This is a genomic window from Spiroplasma melliferum KC3 (assembly GCF_000236085.2).
Classification (GTDB): Bacteria; Bacillota_I; Bacilli_A; order Mycoplasmatales; family Mycoplasmataceae; genus Spiroplasma; species Spiroplasma melliferum.
Window position 1 is genome coordinate 335,281 of sequence record NZ_AGBZ02000001.1, and the last position, 20,985, is coordinate 356,265.

Annotated in this window: 19 protein-coding genes and 4 tRNA genes; 3 read left to right on the forward strand and 20 right to left on the reverse strand. The window is 28.4% G+C overall.

The annotated features are described in order from the left end of the window. Positions 1–78: 78 nt before the first annotated feature. Entirely contained in the window at positions 79–921 is an 843-nt protein-coding gene (locus tag SPM_RS01685; protein ID WP_004027905.1) for a DegV family protein, read from the forward strand. A 15-nt stretch (positions 922–936) separates the two neighbouring features. Beyond that, a complete protein-coding gene (locus SPM_RS01690; protein ID WP_004027906.1) occupies positions 937–1,794 on the forward strand; it encodes a DegV family protein in 858 nt (285 codons plus the stop codon). 55 nt (positions 1,795–1,849) lie between these two features. On the opposite strand, the gene SPM_RS01695 is transcribed toward SPM_RS01690, so the two are convergent. The 12 genes from SPM_RS01695 to SPM_RS01750 form a co-directional block, all read right to left on the reverse strand. After that, positions 1,850–1,942, reverse strand: a tRNA-Ser gene (locus tag SPM_RS01695). Positions 1,943–1,953: 11 nt separating this feature from the next. Beyond that, positions 1,954–2,028 (reverse strand) — tRNA-Trp (locus SPM_RS01700). Positions 2,029–2,109: 81 nt separating this feature from the next. Next, a tRNA-Trp gene (locus tag SPM_RS01705) sits at positions 2,110–2,185 on the reverse strand. Positions 2,186–2,256: 71 nt separating this feature from the next. Continuing rightward, on the reverse strand, positions 2,257–2,742 hold the full coding sequence (locus tag SPM_RS01710) for a Fur family transcriptional regulator (protein WP_004027907.1): 486 nt from the start codon (positions 2,740–2,742) through the stop codon (positions 2,257–2,259). 14 nt (positions 2,743–2,756) lie between these two features. Continuing rightward, entirely contained in the window at positions 2,757–2,981 is a 225-nt protein-coding gene (locus tag SPM_RS01715; RefSeq protein ID WP_004027908.1) for an acyl carrier protein, read from the reverse strand. Positions 2,982–3,052: 71 nt separating this feature from the next. Further along, the gene (locus SPM_RS01720) at positions 3,053–3,499 is read right to left on the reverse strand and encodes a hypothetical protein (protein WP_004027909.1); all 447 of its coding nucleotides are present in this window, start codon (positions 3,497–3,499) and stop codon (positions 3,053–3,055) included. Next, a complete protein-coding gene (locus SPM_RS01725; protein WP_004027910.1) occupies positions 3,483–4,793 on the reverse strand; it encodes a hypothetical protein in 1,311 nt (436 codons plus the stop codon). Before SPM_RS01725 ends, SPM_RS01720 begins: the two co-directional genes overlap by 17 nt. Positions 4,794–4,849: 56 nt before the next feature. Then, positions 4,850–6,274: a proline--tRNA ligase gene (gene proS, locus SPM_RS01730; RefSeq protein ID WP_004027911.1), complete on the reverse strand. Its 1,425-nt coding sequence runs from the start codon at positions 6,272–6,274 to the stop codon at positions 4,850–4,852. A gap of 3 nt (positions 6,275–6,277) precedes the next feature. Then, positions 6,278–6,964: a hypothetical protein gene (locus SPM_RS01735; protein WP_004027912.1), complete on the reverse strand. Its 687-nt coding sequence runs from the start codon at positions 6,962–6,964 to the stop codon at positions 6,278–6,280. A gap of 59 nt (positions 6,965–7,023) precedes the next feature. Continuing rightward, the gene (cls, locus tag SPM_RS01740; protein ID WP_004027913.1) at positions 7,024–8,562 is read right to left on the reverse strand and encodes a cardiolipin synthase; all 1,539 of its coding nucleotides are present in this window, start codon (positions 8,560–8,562) and stop codon (positions 7,024–7,026) included. A 113-nt stretch (positions 8,563–8,675) separates the two neighbouring features. Beyond that, positions 8,676–8,766, reverse strand: a tRNA-Ser gene (locus tag SPM_RS01745). A 69-nt stretch (positions 8,767–8,835) separates the two neighbouring features. Then, positions 8,836–10,428: a potassium transporter TrkG gene (locus SPM_RS01750; protein WP_004027914.1), complete on the reverse strand. Its 1,593-nt coding sequence runs from the start codon at positions 10,426–10,428 to the stop codon at positions 8,836–8,838. A gap of 103 nt (positions 10,429–10,531) precedes the next feature. On the opposite strand from SPM_RS01750, the gene SPM_RS01755 reads away from it, so the two are divergent. Next, positions 10,532–11,233: a potassium channel family protein gene (locus tag SPM_RS01755; protein ID WP_004027915.1), complete on the forward strand. Its 702-nt coding sequence runs from the start codon at positions 10,532–10,534 to the stop codon at positions 11,231–11,233. 10 nt (positions 11,234–11,243) lie between these two features. Here the strand turns inward: SPM_RS01755 and gatB are convergent, their stop codons facing one another. The 8 genes from gatB to ptsP all read right to left on the reverse strand — a co-directional run bounded on the left by gatB (position 11,244) and on the right by ptsP (position 20,855). Beyond that, positions 11,244–12,686: an Asp-tRNA(Asn)/Glu-tRNA(Gln) amidotransferase subunit GatB gene (gene gatB / locus SPM_RS01760; protein ID WP_004027916.1), complete on the reverse strand. Its 1,443-nt coding sequence runs from the start codon at positions 12,684–12,686 to the stop codon at positions 11,244–11,246. Continuing rightward, entirely contained in the window at positions 12,679–14,154 is a 1,476-nt protein-coding gene (locus tag SPM_RS01765) for an amidase family protein (protein WP_004027917.1), read from the reverse strand. Before SPM_RS01765 ends, gatB begins: the two co-directional genes overlap by 8 nt. A 1-nt stretch (position 14,155) precedes the next feature. Then, the gene (gene gatC, locus SPM_RS01770) at positions 14,156–14,449 is read right to left on the reverse strand and encodes an Asp-tRNA(Asn)/Glu-tRNA(Gln) amidotransferase subunit GatC (RefSeq protein ID WP_004027918.1); all 294 of its coding nucleotides are present in this window, start codon (positions 14,447–14,449) and stop codon (positions 14,156–14,158) included. A 1-nt stretch (position 14,450) separates the two neighbouring features. Then, positions 14,451–16,454, reverse strand: coding sequence for an NAD-dependent DNA ligase LigA (ligA, locus tag SPM_RS01775; protein ID WP_004027919.1), 2,004 nt, complete (start codon positions 16,452–16,454; stop codon positions 14,451–14,453). An 11-nt stretch (positions 16,455–16,465) separates the two neighbouring features. Beyond that, positions 16,466–18,091 (reverse strand): hypothetical protein, encoded by a 1,626-nt coding sequence (locus SPM_RS01780; protein ID WP_004027920.1) that lies wholly within the window; start codon positions 18,089–18,091, stop codon positions 16,466–16,468. 115 nt (positions 18,092–18,206) lie between these two features. Next, positions 18,207–18,689 carry a PTS sugar transporter subunit IIA gene (locus tag SPM_RS01785; protein WP_004027921.1) on the reverse strand — a complete coding sequence of 161 codons (483 nt, stop codon included), beginning with the start codon at positions 18,687–18,689 and terminating at the stop codon, positions 18,207–18,209. Positions 18,690–18,774: 85 nt separating this feature from the next. Further along, positions 18,775–19,065: a hypothetical protein gene (locus tag SPM_RS01790; RefSeq protein ID WP_004027922.1), complete on the reverse strand. Its 291-nt coding sequence runs from the start codon at positions 19,063–19,065 to the stop codon at positions 18,775–18,777. Between the two features lie 56 nt (positions 19,066–19,121). Continuing rightward, complete coding sequence (gene ptsP, locus SPM_RS01795; protein ID WP_004027923.1) at positions 19,122–20,855, reverse strand: phosphoenolpyruvate--protein phosphotransferase; 1,734 nt, start codon at positions 20,853–20,855, stop codon at positions 19,122–19,124. Positions 20,856–20,985 lie beyond the last annotated feature (130 nt).

Below are 20,985 nucleotides of genomic sequence, written 5' to 3' on the forward strand. Positions count from 1 at the left end.
TATATTGTTAAGACTTTAACAATACCTTAACTTAGATTCAATGATACTTAAAAGAGAGAAAATAAATGGAGGAAAAATATGCGCAAAGTTGCATTAATAATCGACTCATCGTCTGGAATTAAGAAAGACGATTTAAAAAAATACGAAGATACTTATTTATTACCATTATTACTAAATTTCCCAGATGGTATTGAAGTGGAAGATGACGAAGATGTCATTTCATTTAATGAATTTTATGATATTTTAGAACATCAAGTTATTAAAACTAGCCAAATTCCAATGGGGAAAATGTTAAGTACTTGAAACGAATTGTTAAAAAAATATGATGGCATTGTTTTTATGGGCTTATCAAAGGGGTTATCCGGTCAACATGAAAATATTTCAATGTTAGCTCAAGGCGATGAATATAAAAACAAAGTCTTTGTTATTGATAATGACGGGGTAAGTCAACTGCTAGTATATATGATTGATCTAGTATATCAATGAATTGGAGAAGGAATTGAATTAGCAGAAATTCAACCAAAACTTAATTTAATTAAAACAAAAGTTAGTGCCTTTATTATCCCAAAAAGTTTGGAAACTTTAAAACGCGGGGGGCGAATTACAGCTGCAGCTGCAGCTTTAGCATCACTTTTAAAAATAACGCCTATTTTGAGATATGATGGTCGCATTGATAAATTTGATAAAACTAGAACATTTAAAAAAGCTGTTGAAACAGCTTTAGGACAAATAAAAAAAGAACGGCAAAATTGAAAAAACATTATTTTATTGCATTCAAGAACAGATGATGAAACATTAAAAGAAGTTTACAATATTATTGAAGACGCGGGTGCTAAAATTACTTCAACATACATTTTGCCAAATGTTATTGCCGCTCATACAGGAGCAAATACGGTTGTGCTAGTATGTTGAGACCAATAAAAGGAGGTACAACCAATGAGTAAAAAAATTGCAATCTTAACTGATTCATCAGCAGGTTTCACAACAGCAGAAATTAAACAATTGGGTATTCATGTTATACCCTTGCACATTATTTTAAATAATGAAATTGATATCTTAGATACAGAAGAAGAGACAACAAAACATAATTTTTATGAAGTTGTTCAAACAGGAACAACAAAAACAAGTCAAGCATCAACCGGTGAATTAATGGTTAAATATGACGAAATTTTAAAAACATACGATGAAATTATTCATTATCCAATTGCTGAGAAACTTTCAAGTCAATATGCAACTGCTTATGTCTTAAGTCAAGATGAAAAATACCGTGGAAAAGTTCATGTTGTTCGTAATCATACAGCAGCTTTTGCCTTAAAAACATTAATAATTTATGCTAATGAATTAACAAAGCAAAATCTTAGTGTCGAAGAAATTATTACTAAAACAAATGAACTTGAACAAAAAACATATATGGCAATGATCCCTGGTAGTTTAGATCGTTTGTCAAAAGGTGGGCGTGTTGGAAAAGTTTTATTATCATTAATTAACTTATTTAAAATTAAAATTTTAATTCAATGAGGAGAATATCCTAAAAAAATTGGCTCATCACGAACTTTAAATAATTTAATTGAAACATTAGTTGAAACATGAGAAAAATTTAAAAAAACAGTTAAAATAAACTTTCAATTATTTGTTTTAAAAACAAGTGAATGTGCTAGCAAAGTTTGAGATAATGTTACTCAAAAATTAAATGAGTTAAAAGTTAATTATCATACTGAAAATTTAGCTAATATCTTTGTTGCACATGCAGGTTTAAACACAATTGCTTTCGTTGCTGTTCCACAAATCACATAGTAATAAAAAATCATTTCTAATATTAGAAATGATTTTTTATTTTTTCTTCATTAAATGGCGGAAGTAAAGAGATTCGAACTCTTGCATGGATTACTCCATCTAACGGTTTTCGAGACCGCCCCCTTCAACCAGACTTGGGTATACTTCCACTGTTTAAACTGGCAGGGGTGACAGGACTTGAACCCACAACGTACGGTGTTGGAGACCGCTGTTCTACCATTAAACTACACCCCTAAATCCTTTTTAAATCATAACATAATAACATAAAGATGGCAAAATAAAAAAGTATTTCCATACTTTCATCTTTTTATGTTATGGCAGGGGTAGCAGGACTTGAACCCACAACACCCGGATTTGAAGTCCGGTGTTCTACCGATTGAACTATACCCCTAACAAGATAAATTAAGCACCAAAATTGGCACTTAACTATTTTAACAAAATAATAGAAAATAGCAAATAATTTTATTTATTTTCTTCATTGGAATGCTCTTCAAATTGAAGTGGTTCATATTTTTTATTATGACACTGGTCACATATTCCATGCCCTTCAATTTTAAAATGCACTGGTTCTCAATTAATATTTGTCATTACTTCTTTCAAGTTATCTAACTTAATTTCTTGTAAAATATTCGTATCTTTGATATGAACAACATTTTTGCAAATGTCACAAACCATATGAAAGGATGGGTTTTCTGCTAAATCATATCAAATTTGTTTACCATCAAAAGAATTTGTAAAAACAATATGCTCACTAATTAATAAATCAATTGTGTTGTAAACTGACATTAAATTAACATTTTTAAATTCTTTCTCTAATAATGTTACAATTTCAGTTAATGTTAAATGTTGTTTTTCTGATAAAATTTTAATAATTGCTAACCTAATTTCAGTAATTCGATAATTTTTACTTTTTAATAACTGTACAATCCCGTCATATGATAATGCCATTGTCACCAGCTCCTTTATTTTTTAATTTCTTTAATAACTTCAACTAAATCTGCAACTGTTTTAATATCCATTAATTTATCATCTGGAATTTGAATTTCACATTTTTTTTCAGCTTCAATAACTAAATCCATTAAATCTAATGAATCTAATCCTAATGATTTAAACTCCGTATTTAAATCAATTGGTTTAGAAATTCCACGTTCTTTTAAAACTTTTTTAACTTCATCTAGCACATTCATTTAAAATCCCTCACATTCTCTTAATAATTAATATAATTATAACAAGTTTAACAATAAAATAATAGCGTTCACTAGTGTAACCTTCCTAAGGTAAGTTTCCAAACTTGATATAATTGTTGTTCATTATGGTAATGATAAACGAATATTGCTTTTGAATAACTAATTTTTTCATTACTATAATAGAAACTAAGATAACTTATTGGATTATGAAAAAACATCATTTGCGGAATTCAACATTTTAAAAAATAATAATGAAAACGAATATTATCAAAATAATATTGACCATATACATAATTAATTTTTGTTCGTAATTTTCTAGGATCTAAAACAAATTTTTGTTCTGGTTGTAATTCAATATTTTCATCGTCTTTATTAAAAACATGCAAATTAACTTCAGGTTTATTATTACTAATTAAAATATTTTTATAAACATAAATAAAAATAACACTTAAAAAAACTAATATTGACAACAAAAAACCAAGAATAATAACCAATCTTTTATTAAAAATTTTTTTCATCTATAACTAATTTTTGTTCAACAAAAAAATCAAATTCAAATTGTGCTAATAAATCTTGGTTAAATTCTTTATTATAATAATTCGGTAATTGTTGCGTAATGATTCGGTAAGTAGTTGTTAAACATTTAAACCAATTTGAGTTAACAAAAAAATTATTATTAATATTTACCTTAGGAATAATTGGTTTAAAAATAAAATTTTGAACAAGATTAAAATTAAATTGTTCTATTGTTGTAATGAAGTTTATTTCACTTTGTGCAAGAAAGGGATTAACAAGAAAATTATTTACTGCTAAATTATTATTTGCTTCAATTTCAATTTGATCTTTATTTTGATTATAAACTGTATTCTCAGCAAAAAAATGTTCATAAACCTTCTGGTTTAAATTATATTTTAAATAACCTTGTAAAATCTTAAAATTATATTTTGTTTGTTTGCTAATTACTGTCGTTGTTGTTGGAATTAAAAGATGTTGATTATTAAAAAATGTTCATAATTTTGCGATTTTAGTATTCAAATCAATTGGAAAATCAGTTATATCTAAAGAATTAAAAACACTTAAACTACGCAAAGCAAATAAACTAGGTAATTTTGTTTCAACTATTTTTGGGGGAATTAATTGAAAATAATTAGCAAAAATATCATAAAAAGTCTTAAATTTTTTTTGTTTTTCATCGTAATTTTTATATTGAATAATTCCGAACAATTTTTTTGTTTGTTCAAGAAAGTCTTTTTTATAATTAAAATTTAAATAAAATTCTTGATAAGAATTTTTTGTTACTAAATCATTGTCTCCAAGATTAGGGGCATTAATAACTAAACTAATTTTATTTGCTTTATTCGTATCAAGACACTGGGCTGGAATAATAACTTTCCCTCACTTTGAATATTCTACTTGTGTTTGTGATATTTTTAAAATTGTTGAACTAGATGCTGCTTGCAATTCAGTTGTAATTTGACAGTGTTTTTTATTGTTAATATTTCAATATACTTTTAACATTGAAAAATTAAAATTAAATTGAGAAAAACGTTTTTTAAAAACATCAAGTAATTTTGTGTTTGGTTCATGGTCAATTTTATATGCTGTTGTTAATTCACCAGTCGGAGTAAACCATGGTTTTAAATTACCAATATTAGGACGAATATAAAAAGCATATGCTTTACTATTATCGCCATTATCAAAAGCAAATAGCGGAATTGTTAAATCTAATGCTAAATTAATTTTATTATTATAAGCAAACTGAAAAGAATTATAAACTGCTAATGGTTCTTCAACAAAATTTTGATTAAACAAATAAAAACCTCCTTTACAATTGAAATTTATCAAAAATAAAAGAGATTTCCTTGTTATTAGTAAGCACGAGCAAAATAAACTAAATTAGTTGATGGTTGCCCACAATGAAAACAAGTTGTTTTTTTGGTTGGAGCATCAAATGGAATACAACGTGATGTTGTTTGTGTTTCAGCTTTAATTGTATCTTCGCACTCAATGCGACCACAAAATGGCACTAAAAACAAGCCATTCATCTTTGCTAAAGTTTTTTTATACTCTGAATAATTATCAATTTCTTTTGTTCGTTGATGGCGATTATTCAAAGCTTTTTGATATAAATTTGTAGCAATTTGAACTAATAAATCAGAAACTACTTTTTCAACTTCTGCTAATGAAACAGTAATTTTTTCAAAAGTATCACGACGAGCAATTGTAACTTGTTGTTGTGCTAAATCACGAGGTCCAATTTCAATTCGCAATGGAATTCCCTTAATTTCTGCGTTAGCTGCACGGAATCCAAAGCCTTTATCTGATTGATCAATTTCGCAACGATATTTCTGTAATTTTTTTTGGAGTTGCTGTGCTGCAGATAATTGCTCGTTACTATCATTATTAATTGGTAAAATCATAATTTGAATGGGCGCAATTTGCGGTGGTAACACTAGGCCATTATCATCACTATGTGTCATAATAATCCCCCCTATCAAACGTGTTGAAACCCCTCACGATGTTGAATAAGCATATTCTAAAGTATTTTTTTGATTTGCAAATTTAATGTCAAATGCTTTAGAAAAATTTTGGCCAAAATAATGACTAGTACCACATTGTAAAGCTTGACCATCATACATTAATGATTCAATCGTATACGTTTCCTCTGCACCAGCAAATTTTTCACGTTCTGTTTTTTGCCCTTTAATAACTGGCAATAATAAAGTTTTTTCTGCAAAAGTAGCATAAATATCTAAAATTTTTAAAGTAAATTGCTGTGCTTCTTGTTTTGAACTATGAATTGTATGTCCTTCTTGTCATAAAAATTCACTTGTTCGTAAAAAAGGACGAGTTGTTTTTTCTCAACGTAAAACATTAACTCATTGATTATATAACAATGGTAAATCACGATAACCCTGGATTTCTTTACTAAAAAAGGTTCCAAAAAGAACTTCTGATGTTGGTCGAATGTATAATTCTTCATCTAAAACTTTATCTCCAACCTTTGTTACCGTTGCAATTTCTGGTGAAAATCCTTCAATATGTTCTTTTTCTTTATTAAAAAGAGTTTTTGGAATTAATAAAGGAAAATAAACATTTTTGACACCATTTTTTTTAAATTCAGCATCTAAAATTTTTTGAATGTTTTCTCAAATTGCATATCCATAAGGTTTAAAAATAGTTGTTCCCTTGATCGGCCCATAGGCAATTAAATCAGCATTTAAAACAATATCAGTATATCATTGCGCAAAATCAACTTCACGCAGAGTAATTTTCTCTAACTTTCTTTTCATTATTTACTTCTTTCTACCTTCTGTTAAAACATTAGAAATATTTCCTTTTTCACCTTGAAAAATTTTAAGTTTTAAATTATTACTTTTAACATACATTTGAATTCGATTTAAATACTGATTATTTTTCATTAATACTCATCGAATTGCACCTGGTTTCACATCTTCAAAAACTTTTACGCGTCGGGTTACATCATCATATTCTCAATCTTTTTTTGTTAAATGAAATAAATTTTGAATATCAATTGCAATCACAGCAATTTGACTTGGATCAACTTTTTGCTCTGCAATTCAACTCCAAAAATAATGTCGCGTTGAATTATCTAACTCAAACTCTAAATGATCAGGTTTTTCTAAATATGTTCAAACAATATATTCACTTTCTTTTGCTAGATGAATATTTTTAACTGGTTGTAGTCCAAATTCCAATTGTCGCAAAACATTACTAATATCAGTGTAAAATAATAATGATTTAATTCGTTGGCGATTTAATTCTTTAATAATTTTGTGTGTTTTACGCCGTTTAAAACTAAAACCAGTTTTAATTTTATTATTATCATCGTCGTCTTCAAACAAACTACTTTCTAAATTTTCTGATGATGACGATGATTTTTCTTGTAATAAGTTATGCTTTTTTTCCTTCTGATGGTCCTTTTTTTTGTCATCTTTATTTTTTAATTTATTAAATAGCATGATGCCCCCTCCTTCACATATTAATTATACAAAAAATTATTCTTGATATTAGCATTAACTTATAAAATTGGTGCTACTAATTTTAAACATGTTAACAACAACCGATAACTTAACGGTTTATATTTAATTGGTCATTCATGTCATAAAATTGAATGTTCATAATCTCATTCCCAACGTGGAATAAAGCTTGCCACTACTTCTGGATCATAAATAACTGCTGTTGTTTGATGATCAGAAAAGAAACTACGATAATCCAAATTGCAAGTCCCAATCACAGCAATATCATCATCAAAAATAGCAATTTTATTATGACTAAAAGTATTATTCATTTCATAAATTTTAACACCACTGGCAAGTAAAGGTTTACAATAACTTTTTGTTATATCTAAAACAAAAATTTTATCCGTCAAACCTGGAATTGTTAAACGAACATCAACTCCAGCGCGTGCTGCAAGAACCAAAGCTTGAATAAGATCATCTGGTGGAATAAAATAAGGCGTTGATAATCAAACTCGTTTTCGAGCTTTGTTAATTAATGAAATATATAAATCTTTCGTAATTGAATGATCAATACTAGGACTATGATTAACAATTTGTAAATGTGACTTACCCTTAACATTATATTGTTTTGGTGCTAAAATAGCTGGCTCTAAATCTGTGATTATTTCATGTCGTTTAGTTGCAAAAAATCAGTCATCAGCAAAAATCACTTCTAAACCTCGAACCGCTTCACCTTCAATTCGCACTTGTGTATCATGAAAAATTCCAAATTTTCATGATTTATCAGCATATAAATCGGCTAGATTAATTCCACCAGTATAACCAATCAAACCATCAATAATAACATCTTTACGATGATTACGATAATTAGCATTCCCACTAATAAAAGGTGTAATAATTGGCAAATATTTATGAACCCGAACACCAGCTTTAACTAATTTTTTAATACTCTTTTTACTAATTTTAAAATAACTACCAACATGGTCATAAATCATATAAACTCGGACACCAGCAGCAATTCGCTCTTTTAAAACTGCTAAAAAAGATTCAAATAGTTCACCATCAGCAATAATAAAATAAGTTAATAAAATATATTCTTGTGCTTGTTGTAAATCTGTTAATAATGATTTAAAAACACGTGTCCCATTTGTGATTATTTTAATTTTATTATTTTGATATAATGGTTTATTTGCATGCCGCATTAATAATTCAACAACATTCCCAAATTTTTGATTAGGAGCAGTATATTTTATTAAACATGTTTTATTTTTTTTATAATAAGTATCATATTCTAACTTATTTAAATGATTGTACAATAATGATTTTTTATTTGAATAGTGATATTTTCGTCCAAAAAAAACATATGAACATAAACCAATAAATGGCACAAAATTAATAAAAATAATTCAAGAAAATTTAACTTCATAACGTCGTTTGGAAAAAAAGAAAAAGAATGAGAAAATTAAATCAATAATAACAATTCCTAAAAAAATATATAAGAATTTAACATTGAAAATAACAACGACAACAAGTAATCCCATAATCGCCATACCAAATAAAAAAATCATTGATAAAATAATTTTTAATCAATTTTTCATTATGTTTCCCCTTTATTGCACAATAGTAATACTTTTATTATACCAATAATTTAAAAAGAGTTATAAAAATTATTATAACTCTTTGTTACTTTTTCTCGTTAAATGTAATTTAATGGCGGAACAGGAGAGACTCGAACTCTCGCGCCGGTTACCCGACCTAACACCTTAGCAGGGTGCCCTCTTCACCAACTTGAGTACTGTTCCGTAGTGATACCTTATATATTATACAAAAGATATCATTTTAAACAAGAGAAAAAGATTATTTTTTTCAACCTATCCAATTAAAATATTTTCTTCAACATAGCTATACTCTTTTTCACCACTTCCACGAATTGAAACTAATAATGTTGAAGAAACTCCCAATTGCCCAATAAACATTAATAAAATCAATATTAAAGTACTTAAAATACCAATGTTATATAGTTCGGTAAAATTTAAAGTACTTAATCCTGTTGTCCCAAATGCACTACAAATTGTAAAGAAAGTATTTAAAACATCAAGATGAGGATTTTCAGCACTAATACAAATAATAGCAATTGCAATTAAAGCTCCTGAAATAACAGTAACTCCCAAAGCCCGCTTTACTGTTTCATTTGGAATTTTCCGTTTAAAAGCATTAACACTATTATTATTTCGAATAATAGACCAAATTGTAATGATAATAACAGCTAAGGTTGTTGTCCGAATCCCCCCCGCGGTAGAAGATGGTGCTGATCCAATAAACATCATAATTGACATTACAATTCGTGAGCCTGGTAAAAAGTTACTCATTTCAACTGTTGAATAACCTGCATTTCTGGTTGACATTGTATTAAAGAAAATATTCATAAATCCATTTCAATTTGATTTTGAATTTCGTAAAATACTTTCCACATACTGTCCAGTTTCAGGCATAATTGTATTAATATTAGTAAATTCAATTAATCAAACACTAAAAACACCAACAATTGATAAACCAATATAAGTAATTAAATTAATTTTGGTAAATAAGGTAAATTTAACATGTTCTTTTCGTCGTCATGCCACAAATTTTCGTTTTAAATCGTAAAAAGTTGGAAAACCTAAACCACCAATAATAAATTGAAATAAAAACACAAATTGAATAAAATAATTAGTATTATAAGGCATTAATGATGAATTACCAATAATATCAAAACCAGCATTATTGATTGATGAAATTGAGTGGAAAACACCGCTTCATAAACTTCGTCAAAAATTATGATAAGTAACATTATCAATCATGAATTTTCCTTCTACTGATAATTCCGAAAAATAAAAATTACAAAATAATAAAATTGCCCCAAAACATTCCAAAATAATTAAAAAAATAAAACTATTTTTAATTAAATCCATTGTATGCCCAAAGTTACTACTTCCTCGTTCACCTTGAACTAGCATTTTATCTTTAATTGAAATTCGGCGCCCTAATCATACAAAAATCATAATTTTAAAAGTAACAATTCCAAAACCACCTGTTTGGATTAAAATTAAAATTACTAATTGACCCCAAAAAGTATAATCCGCTGCTGGATTACTAATGGTAATCCCAGTATCAGAAAAAGCACTAGAAGCAGTAAATAAACCAATTAAATAATTTCATGCAAAAGTAACTGAATGGTCTAAAATTTTACCTTTTCCATCAAGAACCATTCGTTCTCCACTATGAACAAAACCGGGAATTGATAATAATAGTCCTCCTAAAAGAACAATTAAAATATAAACTAAAAATAATCTTCCCGATATTTTTGAGAAGGGTAACCAATGACGACGACGTGTTAATGGTGCAGTTGGATCATTATTACGTTGTCGTTTATTATCATTTTTTCTTTTAAAAATATTTTTGAAATATAATTGAAAAAAAACCATTTGTGTCCCTCTTTCATTAATATTATTATATACTACAAGTTAGGAATTATTGCTAATAATAAAAAAAATAGTATAATTAAAGATGCAATAAGGGGGAAACGGAATGGCACGAAGAAAAAGTTTTGCAATTATTGGACTAAATAATTTTGGACGTTCAATAATTGAAACACTAATTGCGCGAAAACAACATATTATGGTCTTTGATATTGACCAAACTAAGGTTAATAATATGATTGCTAGTTATGATCAAGTTGATGGAGTAGCATTAGATGCAACAGTTAAAACAAATCTAATTGAACAAGGACTAGACGAATATGATACTGTCATTATCACAATCGCAAGTAATATTGAAGCTAGTATTTTAACAATTATTGGGTTGCAAGACCTTGGAATTACTAATATTATTGCGAAAGTAAAAGATATTCGTCATGCGCGAATTCTAAAAGCATTAGGAATTAATAATATTATCCAACCCGATACAATGGCCGGAAGCATTACTGCAACTAAAGCAATGTTTGATATTGACATTGAAATGCAAACTGTTGATGAAAATTATGCATCATTAATTATTCAAGTGACTGATCCAAATATTGAAGGACAAACATTATCAGAATTACGTTTTATTAATAATAAAGATTATAATATTGTTTATGTTAAACGTAAAGGCCGCGTTATTTTACCCGGAGATGTTGAAACAATTAAATTAGATGATGAATTATTATTTATTGCTAAAATTAGTGCAATTAATGATTTAACAATTAAATTACAAAAAATTGACCAAGAATATGAAAAAGATGGTAAATAACCATCTTTTTTTATTTTCCTTCTTTTGCCATAATTAATTCAATAACTACTTGTTGACCAATTTCTGGTGCAACCTGTCCTTTTGTTAATTTCATTAATTCACCCATAAAAAACTTAATTACTCGTTCTGGTCGTTGTTCATATTGTTCTAACATTGCTATATTAGCATTAAAAACTGGCTCAATAATTGCTTTAATCTCAACTGGATCACTAATTTGTTTTAATCCTAATTCAGTAACAATTTTAGTTGGAGGACAATCTTCATTTAAAATTCGTTGGAGCACTGTTTTAGCCTGCTTATTTGAAATTACATTTTGATTAATTAACATAATCATTTCAACTAAATTTTGTGGTGTTAATGCTGTTTCAGTTATTGTTAATCCCTTTTGGTTTAAATAAGCACTAATATCACCAATTAAATAATGCGCAATCATTTCATAATGTGGTGATAACTTAATTGCTGCTTCAAAAAAATTCATTAAAGTATAATCTTGTAAAATAATTTCAATATCGTCTGGCTTTAACTTTAATTTTGATAAATAACGTTCCCGCTTGACAGCTGGTAATTCTGGCATATTTTTAAGAACTTTTGCCATTCAATTTGGATCTAATTTAATTGGAAAAATATTTGGCTCAGAAAAATACTTATAATCAATTGCATCAGTTTTATGACGCATTAAAACTGTTGTTTTTGTTTTTTCATCAAATCGTCGTGTTTCTTGTTCAATTCTTTTTCCTATTAAAAAAAGTTCACTTTGTCTTTTAATTTCATATTCAATTGCCTTTTCAACATTTGCAATTGAATTAAGGTTTTTTAATTCAACCTTATCACCAAATGTTTTCGCACCAACTGGCCGTAACGAAATATTAACATCACATCGTAATGAACCCTCATTCATTTTAGCATCACTAACTTTGGTATAAACTAAAATCTCACGTAAAGTTTCTAAATATTGACGAACTTGAAATGCTGACCGTAACACGGGACGGGTTACGATTTCAATTAAACCAATTCCAGCGCGATTATAATCTAATAATGTTCAATCTTCCTCATGTAACTGTTTGGCAGTATCTTCTTCGATATGTAATCGTTCAATTTCTACTTTAAAAGGTTTACCATTTTCATCAATAATGGTTAAATAGCCATTTTTACCAATTGGATAATATTGCTGCGTAATTTGAAAACCCTTGGCTAAATCAGGATAATAATAATTTTTACGATCAAATTGAACAATTGGATCAATTGTTAAATTAAGTGCTTGGCAAGCAATTAATGCTAACTCAACCCCTTTTTTATTAACTGTTGGCATTACTCCCGGATATCCAGCATCCATCGGATTAACCATACTATTGGGCTGAGCTCCATAACTAACTGCTCCAGAAGAAAACATTTTTGTCTTTGTTTTTAATTCAACATGATTTTCAATCCCAATTACTACTTCAAAATTAACCATGATTGTTTCCTCCTTCTGGTGCCACTTTATTTTTAATTCCAGCAATCTCCTCAATTAATAAACTAGCATTAAAGACTTTCTGATCAGCAAAAGGCGCAGCATTAACATTTATTCCAATTGGCATTTTATCAACAAAAGCAAGTGGAACAGTTAATGATGGATTACCCATTAAATTACCCAATACTAATAAATCATCAACATAATTTTCTAATTCTGCCTCTGTTAAAATTTGACCCTTAATAGTGGTAATTTTTGGAGCAACTGTTGATGCAGCTGGTAATAATAAAATGTCATATTTTGTAAAAACATTATTTAAAGCATTGACAATTAAACGTCTTACTCTTTTTGCTTTTAAAAATAATAATGTTTGGTTATTTTTTGTTAAAGTATAAGAACCAATAACATAACGACGTTTAACAACATGGCCAAAACCATTAGTTCGTGAGTTCATCATTACTTCTTGATAAGTATCCCCATTAACTCTTGTCCCATAATTAATTCCATCCAACATTGAATGACTACTTACTGCTTCAGCAAAAGAAATCACCATATAAACTGGCATTAATGCTTTTAATAAATCTTCTGGAAAATCAATTGCTGTAACACTAATGCCGCGTGCTGTTAATTGTTCATATAAATGATCAAAATGAGTTCTAATCTCTTCTGGAAGAATTGAATGCGCATTTTTTAAATAAGCAAATTTTTGTTTTTTGACTTTTTCTAATGATAAATTTTTAAAATAATCTTGATCTTTGCTTTTTAATGAGGTTGCATCCTTACGATCTTCTTGTGCTAAATAATCAAAAACAATTGCACTGTCTTCAACAGTTCGGGTAAAATATCCAACAGTATCTAATGATGGTGCATAAGGGAAAACACCATATCGTGAAATTAAACCATAAGTTGGTTTAAAACCAACAACACCACAGTAACCAGCTGGTTTTCGGACTGAATCACCTGTATCTGTTCCTAACGCAAATGGAACAACTCCCGCTGCAACCAAAGCTACTGAACCAGATGATGAACCACCAGTAATCCGGGTTAAATCCCAAGGATTTAAAACATCTCCTGTTAAGGCATATAAACCATGCCCTCCCATTCCTAATTCATCTAAAGCTGTTTTTCCTAATAAAATACTATTGTTTTCTTTTAAAATATTAGTTACCGTTGATTCATAATTTGGAATAAAGTTTTCTAAAATTTTTGAACTCGCCGTTGTTTTAATTCCCTTTGTTGCAAAATTATCTTTTGCAAAATATGGTAATGCAAATAAATAATTATTTTTAGGAACAACAAGGTGGTCTAACTTTGCTGCCAAAGCTGTGGCTTCTGCTTCTAATTCTGTTACAGTTGCATTTAAAACCTGATATTTAGCTAAATTAGTAAAAGCATCTTTGACTATTTGCGATGGAGTAATTTTTTTACTAACTAAAAGATGATGCAATTCTTTGATTGAATAATATGTCATTTTATTTAACCACCTTATTAATTACAATATAATCATCTATTTTTTTTGGTGCTGCCGCTAAAATTTCAGCTTGTGGAGCAACATCAATTTCATCATCCTCACGCAAATAGTCAACTGTTAAGTCAAATGGAAAATGCATTGAATGAACATTAGTTGTATTAATTTTTTGTACTAAATCCATTTGCTTTAAAATAACATCAAATTCTTGACTTAAATTAGTTAGTTCCTCATCTTGTAAATCTAGCATAATATCATGTGCTAACATCTGTAGCACTTCTTTTGTAATTCGTGCCATCTTAGTCCTCCTTATTTAATAATTGTTGAAATTCTTCTTCATTAATAATTTTAACATTTAATTTTTGTGCTTTTACTAATTTATTACCAGCATCAGTTCCCGCCAGTAAATAAGTGGTTTTTGCACTAACACTTTCAGAAACTTGTCCACCATAACTTTCAATTAATTCTTTAAAGTATTCTCGTGATTTTGATAAGACTCCAGTAATCACAAACCGATAATTTTCAAACTTCTGTGCTAAATGCTGATTAGTAGCAAAATACTCCATTTTAACCCCATTTTGGCGTAATAAAGCCAGTTCTTGTTGGTTAGCTGGAATTGCAAAATAATCCACAACACTAGCTGCTACAATTGGACCAATATCATTAATAATTGATAATTGTTCAATATTCATAGCAGCTAAATTATCAATTGTTTTAAATTGTCGTGCTAATAATTTTGCTGTTTTTTGACCAACATGACGAATTCCTAACGCAAATAATAGTCGTTCTAAGGAATTATTTTTTGAATTATTAATTGAAGTAATCATATTTTCAAACGATTTTTCACCAAAATTTTCTAATTCAATAATTTCAGCGCGGTATTGTTCTAATTGATATAAATCACTAAAACTTTTTAAATATTCTAATTTAAATAATCGTTCAATAATTTTTTCACTAATTCCTTCAATATTCATCGCATTTCGTGAACAATAATGTTCTAATCCACGTGTAATTTTTTTGGGACAAACAGAATTAATGCAATACTGGTCAACCTCCCCTTCAACACGTTCTAATAAAGAATTACATTCTGGGCAATGCGTTGCTTCTTGTCACTTCTGAGCATTTTTTTGGCGACGAGCTGCAACATAATTAATTACTTCTGGAATAATATCTCCCGCTTTTTTAACTTGGACATTATCACCAATCCGAATATCACGTTCAGTAATAAAATCAGCATTATGTAATGTTGCAGCTCGTACGATTGTTCCTGCAATACGAATTGGTTCAAGAACAGCATTATAAGTAATGCGCCCCGTTCTCCCAACGGAAGGAAAAATATTAAGCAATTTAGTAACCACAACTTCCGCTGGAAATTTATAAGCGATTGCTCATTTTGGATTTTTAGCAGTATAACCAATACGATTATATAAATTTAAGTTATTAACTTTAATCACAATTCCATCAATTTCATAACCTAACTGATGACGTTTTGGCTCATATTCTTGAATATATGCTCACACTGCCGCAATATTTGAGCAATAACGATATTCAGGATTTGTTTTAAATTTCAATTGTTCTAATCTTTGTAATGCTTCGTATTGTGATTGAATCCCATCCTGTAAAGCATTAACATAATAATATAAAAATGCATTTAACTTTCGTTTTGCAACAATTGTTGAATCTAATTGACGTAAAGTGCCTGCTGCTGCATTTCGAGGATTAGCAAATTCAGATTCACCATTTTTAACACGTTCTTCATTAATCTTATTAAACTCTTCAACTGATAAATAAACTTCTCCCCGAACAATTAAAGTTGGTTGGTCAATTCGAAGGGGAATTGATTTAATTTGTTTAATATTAATAGTAACATCTTCACCGGTAAGACCATCGCCCCGAGTTGCCCCCATCACTAAAAGATGATTATCATAAACTAATGAAATTGATAATCCATCAATTTTTAATTCACAAGTATATTCAATTTCTGGCAAACCAGTTAATTCTTTAATTTGCTCATCAAAATGAATTAAATCATCATAATTAAACGCGTTTCCTAAACTTAGCATTGGACTTGTATGAACATATTTATTAAACTTTTCACTAATTTGGCCAGAAACACGTTGCGTTGGTGAATCAATTGTAATTAATTCACTATATTGCTGTTCAATTGCAATTAATTCTTGCATTGCTCGATCATATTCTTGGTCACTAACACTAGGGTTATCATTAACATAATATTCATAATTTCATTTTTCTAATTGTTCTTTTAACACTAAACTACGTTTTTTTGCTTGCTCAAAAGTCATAATATCCTCCTTTATTTTATTATTTTTAGATTCTTGTTGTAATGTGGGGGGATTGTTGGTTTTTTGAAATGCCATTTTTTAAATGGCTTAATTTTCAATGCATAAACACTAATATTTAAGGCAACTAATAAAGCAACAATAAAAACCGTAGCATTGTTTAATAAAGCCTGTTCATTAAAAATTAAAATTAAAAAACGCCCAACTAACGGATTAAAGAAAGTCACTGTTAAAATTGATAGCATATTAATTGGGGTTTTTGCAACAAAATTAGGAATTCGTTCAAAAAACAATAATCAAATTAAAGCTAACCCTAAAAAGACAAAGGAAATAATTAAAAAGACAATATTTATTCATGGTTCTCAACGTCCCAATTCTAACTGTACATATAAGGCTGATGCAATTGTTTCTAATGTTCAGAAATTTAAATTATTTTCCCCCGTTGCTAAAACAATGACCAATGAAATTAGGGTAAAAATAATTGGTACAACAAATAATAATTTTTTTTGCCCAAGATACATCATTATTTCAATATCATGTACTCGTGAATAATTACGATATAACAAAAATGATAAAATTATCATTAACAAAAATAATCCTAAAAAAATAAAAATTAATAAAATATTTTTTATTTGCGCATTGTAGAAAATAAAACATAACGTTGAAAATAAGGTAAACTTCACCATATCTTTTAAGAAATTAGTTTTATATTTTAACATACTAATTCATGTTGAAACATAAATAATAAATAACATAATATATGATGCATCTCATTCAAAGGTAATATAACTTGCAAAAATAATACCAATAATTCATGGCATATTACGGCTACGATATTCTTCATTTGTGTAAATTGTCATTAAAATAAAAGTGACAAAAAATAGACCAGTTAACATATTTTGCTGATGCCATGAATCATATCCAAAATAGTAAATTAACAATTTTGAAGCAGATAAAACAAGGAGCGATAAAGAACCAATTAAAAAACGATTACTTTTTTTATTAGCAAAATTACTCAATAATGTTACAAAAATTGAAGCAAATAACATTGCATCTAAAATATTTAGTAAATTTCAAATAATATCATTTGGATCAATCCCAGTCATCACAAACCAAACTGAAACATTCGTAAATCAAGATAATGTTGCTAAAGCTTGAGCTTTAGCAACCGTAACATTTGGATTTAATTTAAAAATAATATTATTATCAACTGAATCAAAAAAGTAAAAACTTAAAATATAACTATTAGTAATGTTTGAACCTGAAGGAGCAATAAAATAATTTTTAGCATAGTATAATGCCATAAAAACACCAAACGCAACAAAAAAAATGGCGTGATTTCAATCCCATAAATTAATATTAAATCAATAACGAATAAATAATAACAAAAATAATGAATATAAAATATTAATTGACAATAATGAATAAACTAAAATAATATAACGTAAATTAGGAATAAATTCTAATGGAATTAGCAAAAAGGAAATAACAGCAAAATAAAAGAAAAAACCCATAATCATTCCAAAATAAATATTTTTAGTTCGAATTTTTAAAAATTCGGCTAAAATTGCTCCTGTTGAAGAAAAGACTCAGTAATAATATAAGAAAAAAACAATCGCAATTAAAACTATTTTTACCATTTGACCTTCTTCCTTTCTTAACAATTATAGCAAAAACACTCCAGAATATGCCTTATAAAGCAAAAATAAAAGTGATTTCTACTTTATAAATCACTTATTAGTTTAAAATTATTTCCTATTTAATAACAGCAATAATTTCTCCTTGTTTAACATTTCCTGTTTTAACAATATTAATTGTTTTACCGCTCATTGTTTCTGGTGTAAAAACAATTGGCGTATCTAAACTTGGTACATTTTCAGCTTTTAAAACAGTTAAATCAACATTACATAATAAATCCCCTTGTTTAATATTATCATCTTGTTTTACTTGAATATCAAATCCTTTTCCATTTAATGAAACTGTATCCATTCCAATATGTAATAACATTTCAACACCATTATTACTTTTAATTCCATAAGCATGACCTGTCGGAAAAACGGTAATTAATTTTCCAGCAATTGGAGCAATAAAATTACCAGCACTTGGTTTAATTGCTAAACCCTCACCTAACATTTTTTGTGAAAATACTTCATCTTCAACTTTATCTAAAGCAATAACTTCACCATCTACAGGGGCAATTATTTCAAGTTCTTTTGGTTTTTTACTAAATAATCCCATCTTTTCTTCTCCTTTTTTTATTAAGCAGATAACTTTGTCATCTATATTTAGTATACTATAAAATTATTAAATTTATGTGCTATTTTTAAAACAACGGGAAACCAACTACTTGTTTAATTAAGACCAGAACAGAACCAATTAAGCAAAAGAAACATAATAAAAATAAAATTAAATACTTATTTTTTTGAAAAGCAGCTCGAATTGTTAACTTCTGTTTAACTGTAAAATTATCATTTTTAGAATTACGCCGTGTTTTACGCCATTGTCTTCAATATCAAACCCCACTAATAATTGATAATACCGCAAAAGCAACAACTAAAGTAATTAAAACTGGTAACGGAAGATCAATTATTGCATGAGTATTTAGATTTATCATTTAAACCACCTATTTTAATAAAAAATAACACTATATAGTGTTATTTTATCAAAAATTTAGGCCTTTAAAGCATTTTTTGTACTTTTTTCAACTAAAGCTAAAACTTCATCAGCTGTTTGGCATTCTAATGCTTCTGTCACTAATTGTTCCATTGCCGAAACTTCTAATTTGCTAATAATTCGACGAGCATTTAAAATACTTGTTGCAGACATTGAAAAGTAATCTAATTTCATTCCCATTAAAAGCGGAATTGCTTGCTCTTCTCCAGCCATTTCGCCACACATTCCAACCCATTTTCCTTCTTTATGGGCACCGTCAATAATTGTTTTAATTAAGCGTAAAACAGATGGATTATATGGTTGGTATAAATACGCCACAAATTGGCTCATTCGATCAGCTGCCATTGTATATTGAATTAAATCATTGGTTCCAATTGAAAAGAAATCAGCGTGTTTTGCAAACTGATCAACTAACATTGCTGCTGCTGGAATTTCCATCATCATTCCAATTTCAATATTATCTGCAACTTTATGTCCTTCTTTAATTAAAGTTGCTTTTTCTTCTAAGGTAATTTTTTTTGCAGCTTTAAATTCATCAATTGTTGCAATCATTGGAAACATAATTCCGATTTTGCCATGAACACTTGCACGTAATAAAGCACGTAATTGTGTTCGGAAAACATCTGTTTTATCTAAACAAAGACGAATTGCACGATATCCTAAAAATGGGTTCATTTCTTCTGGAAATTTAAAATACGATAATTTTTTATCGCCACCAATATCTAATGTTCGAATAATAACTGGGCGTCCTTGCATTCCTTCTAAGACACCTTTATAAGCTTCATATTGCTCATCTTCAGTTGGGAAATGGTCATTATCCATATATAAGAACTCGCTTCTAAATAAACCAATTCCTTGACCACCATTATCCAAAACACCTTGAACATCTTTTGGCGCTCCAATATTTCCTTCTAAAACAAATTTTTGATATCCATCTTTTGAAACCGTTGGCTTATTTTTAAATGCCAATAATTCTTGTTGTAATTGTAAAAATTTTTCTTTTTCTGCTGTCCAAGTTTTAACCTCTGTTGACATTGGATTTAAGATAACTTCTCCTGTTGTCCCATTAATCATAACTAATTCATGATGATTTGCTTGTTTCGTAATATCTTTTAATCCTAATACGGCTGGAATTTCTAAACTACGGGCCATAATTGCAGCATGGCTAGTACGCCCTCCCATATCACAACTAAATCCTTTAACAAATTTAGGATTTAACTGTGCTGTTTGTGAAGGTGTTAAATCTTCAGCAACAATAATAACTTCTTCATGAATAGTTGCTAAATCTAATACCGGAACATTTAAAATATACTTAATTAAACGATCAGTTACATCTTTAACATCTGCTGCACGTTCTTTAAAATATGGATCATCCATACTTGCAAACATTGTAATAAACTTTTGAGCAACAGTATGAATTGCATATGCTGCATTATTGTTATTACTCTTAACAATATTTTTTGCTTCATCAATCATTGCTGGGTCACGCAAAATTTCCTTATGTGCTTCAAAAATTGCTGCTTTTTCTGCCCCTAATTTTTCTAAGGCAATCTTTTGTAGTTTTTCAATATCTGTGTTTGCCTTTTGCATTGCTGCTTCTAGTATTTTAATTTCTTTTGCTGAATCAGAAACCGTATTATTCGAAATTTCATATTTTGGTTCTTCTAACTTAAAAACTTTGGCAATCGCAATTCCATTACTAGCACCTATCCCATGCAGTTTTTTTGACATAATAAAAAATCCTCACTTCTCTTTCTACTAAAACTATTTTTATTATATACCGAAAACTGAAAAATTGTTGCATTTTAACTAGACTTTTTGTTATAAAACATTATTTTCTATAAATAAGCAACAAACTTAA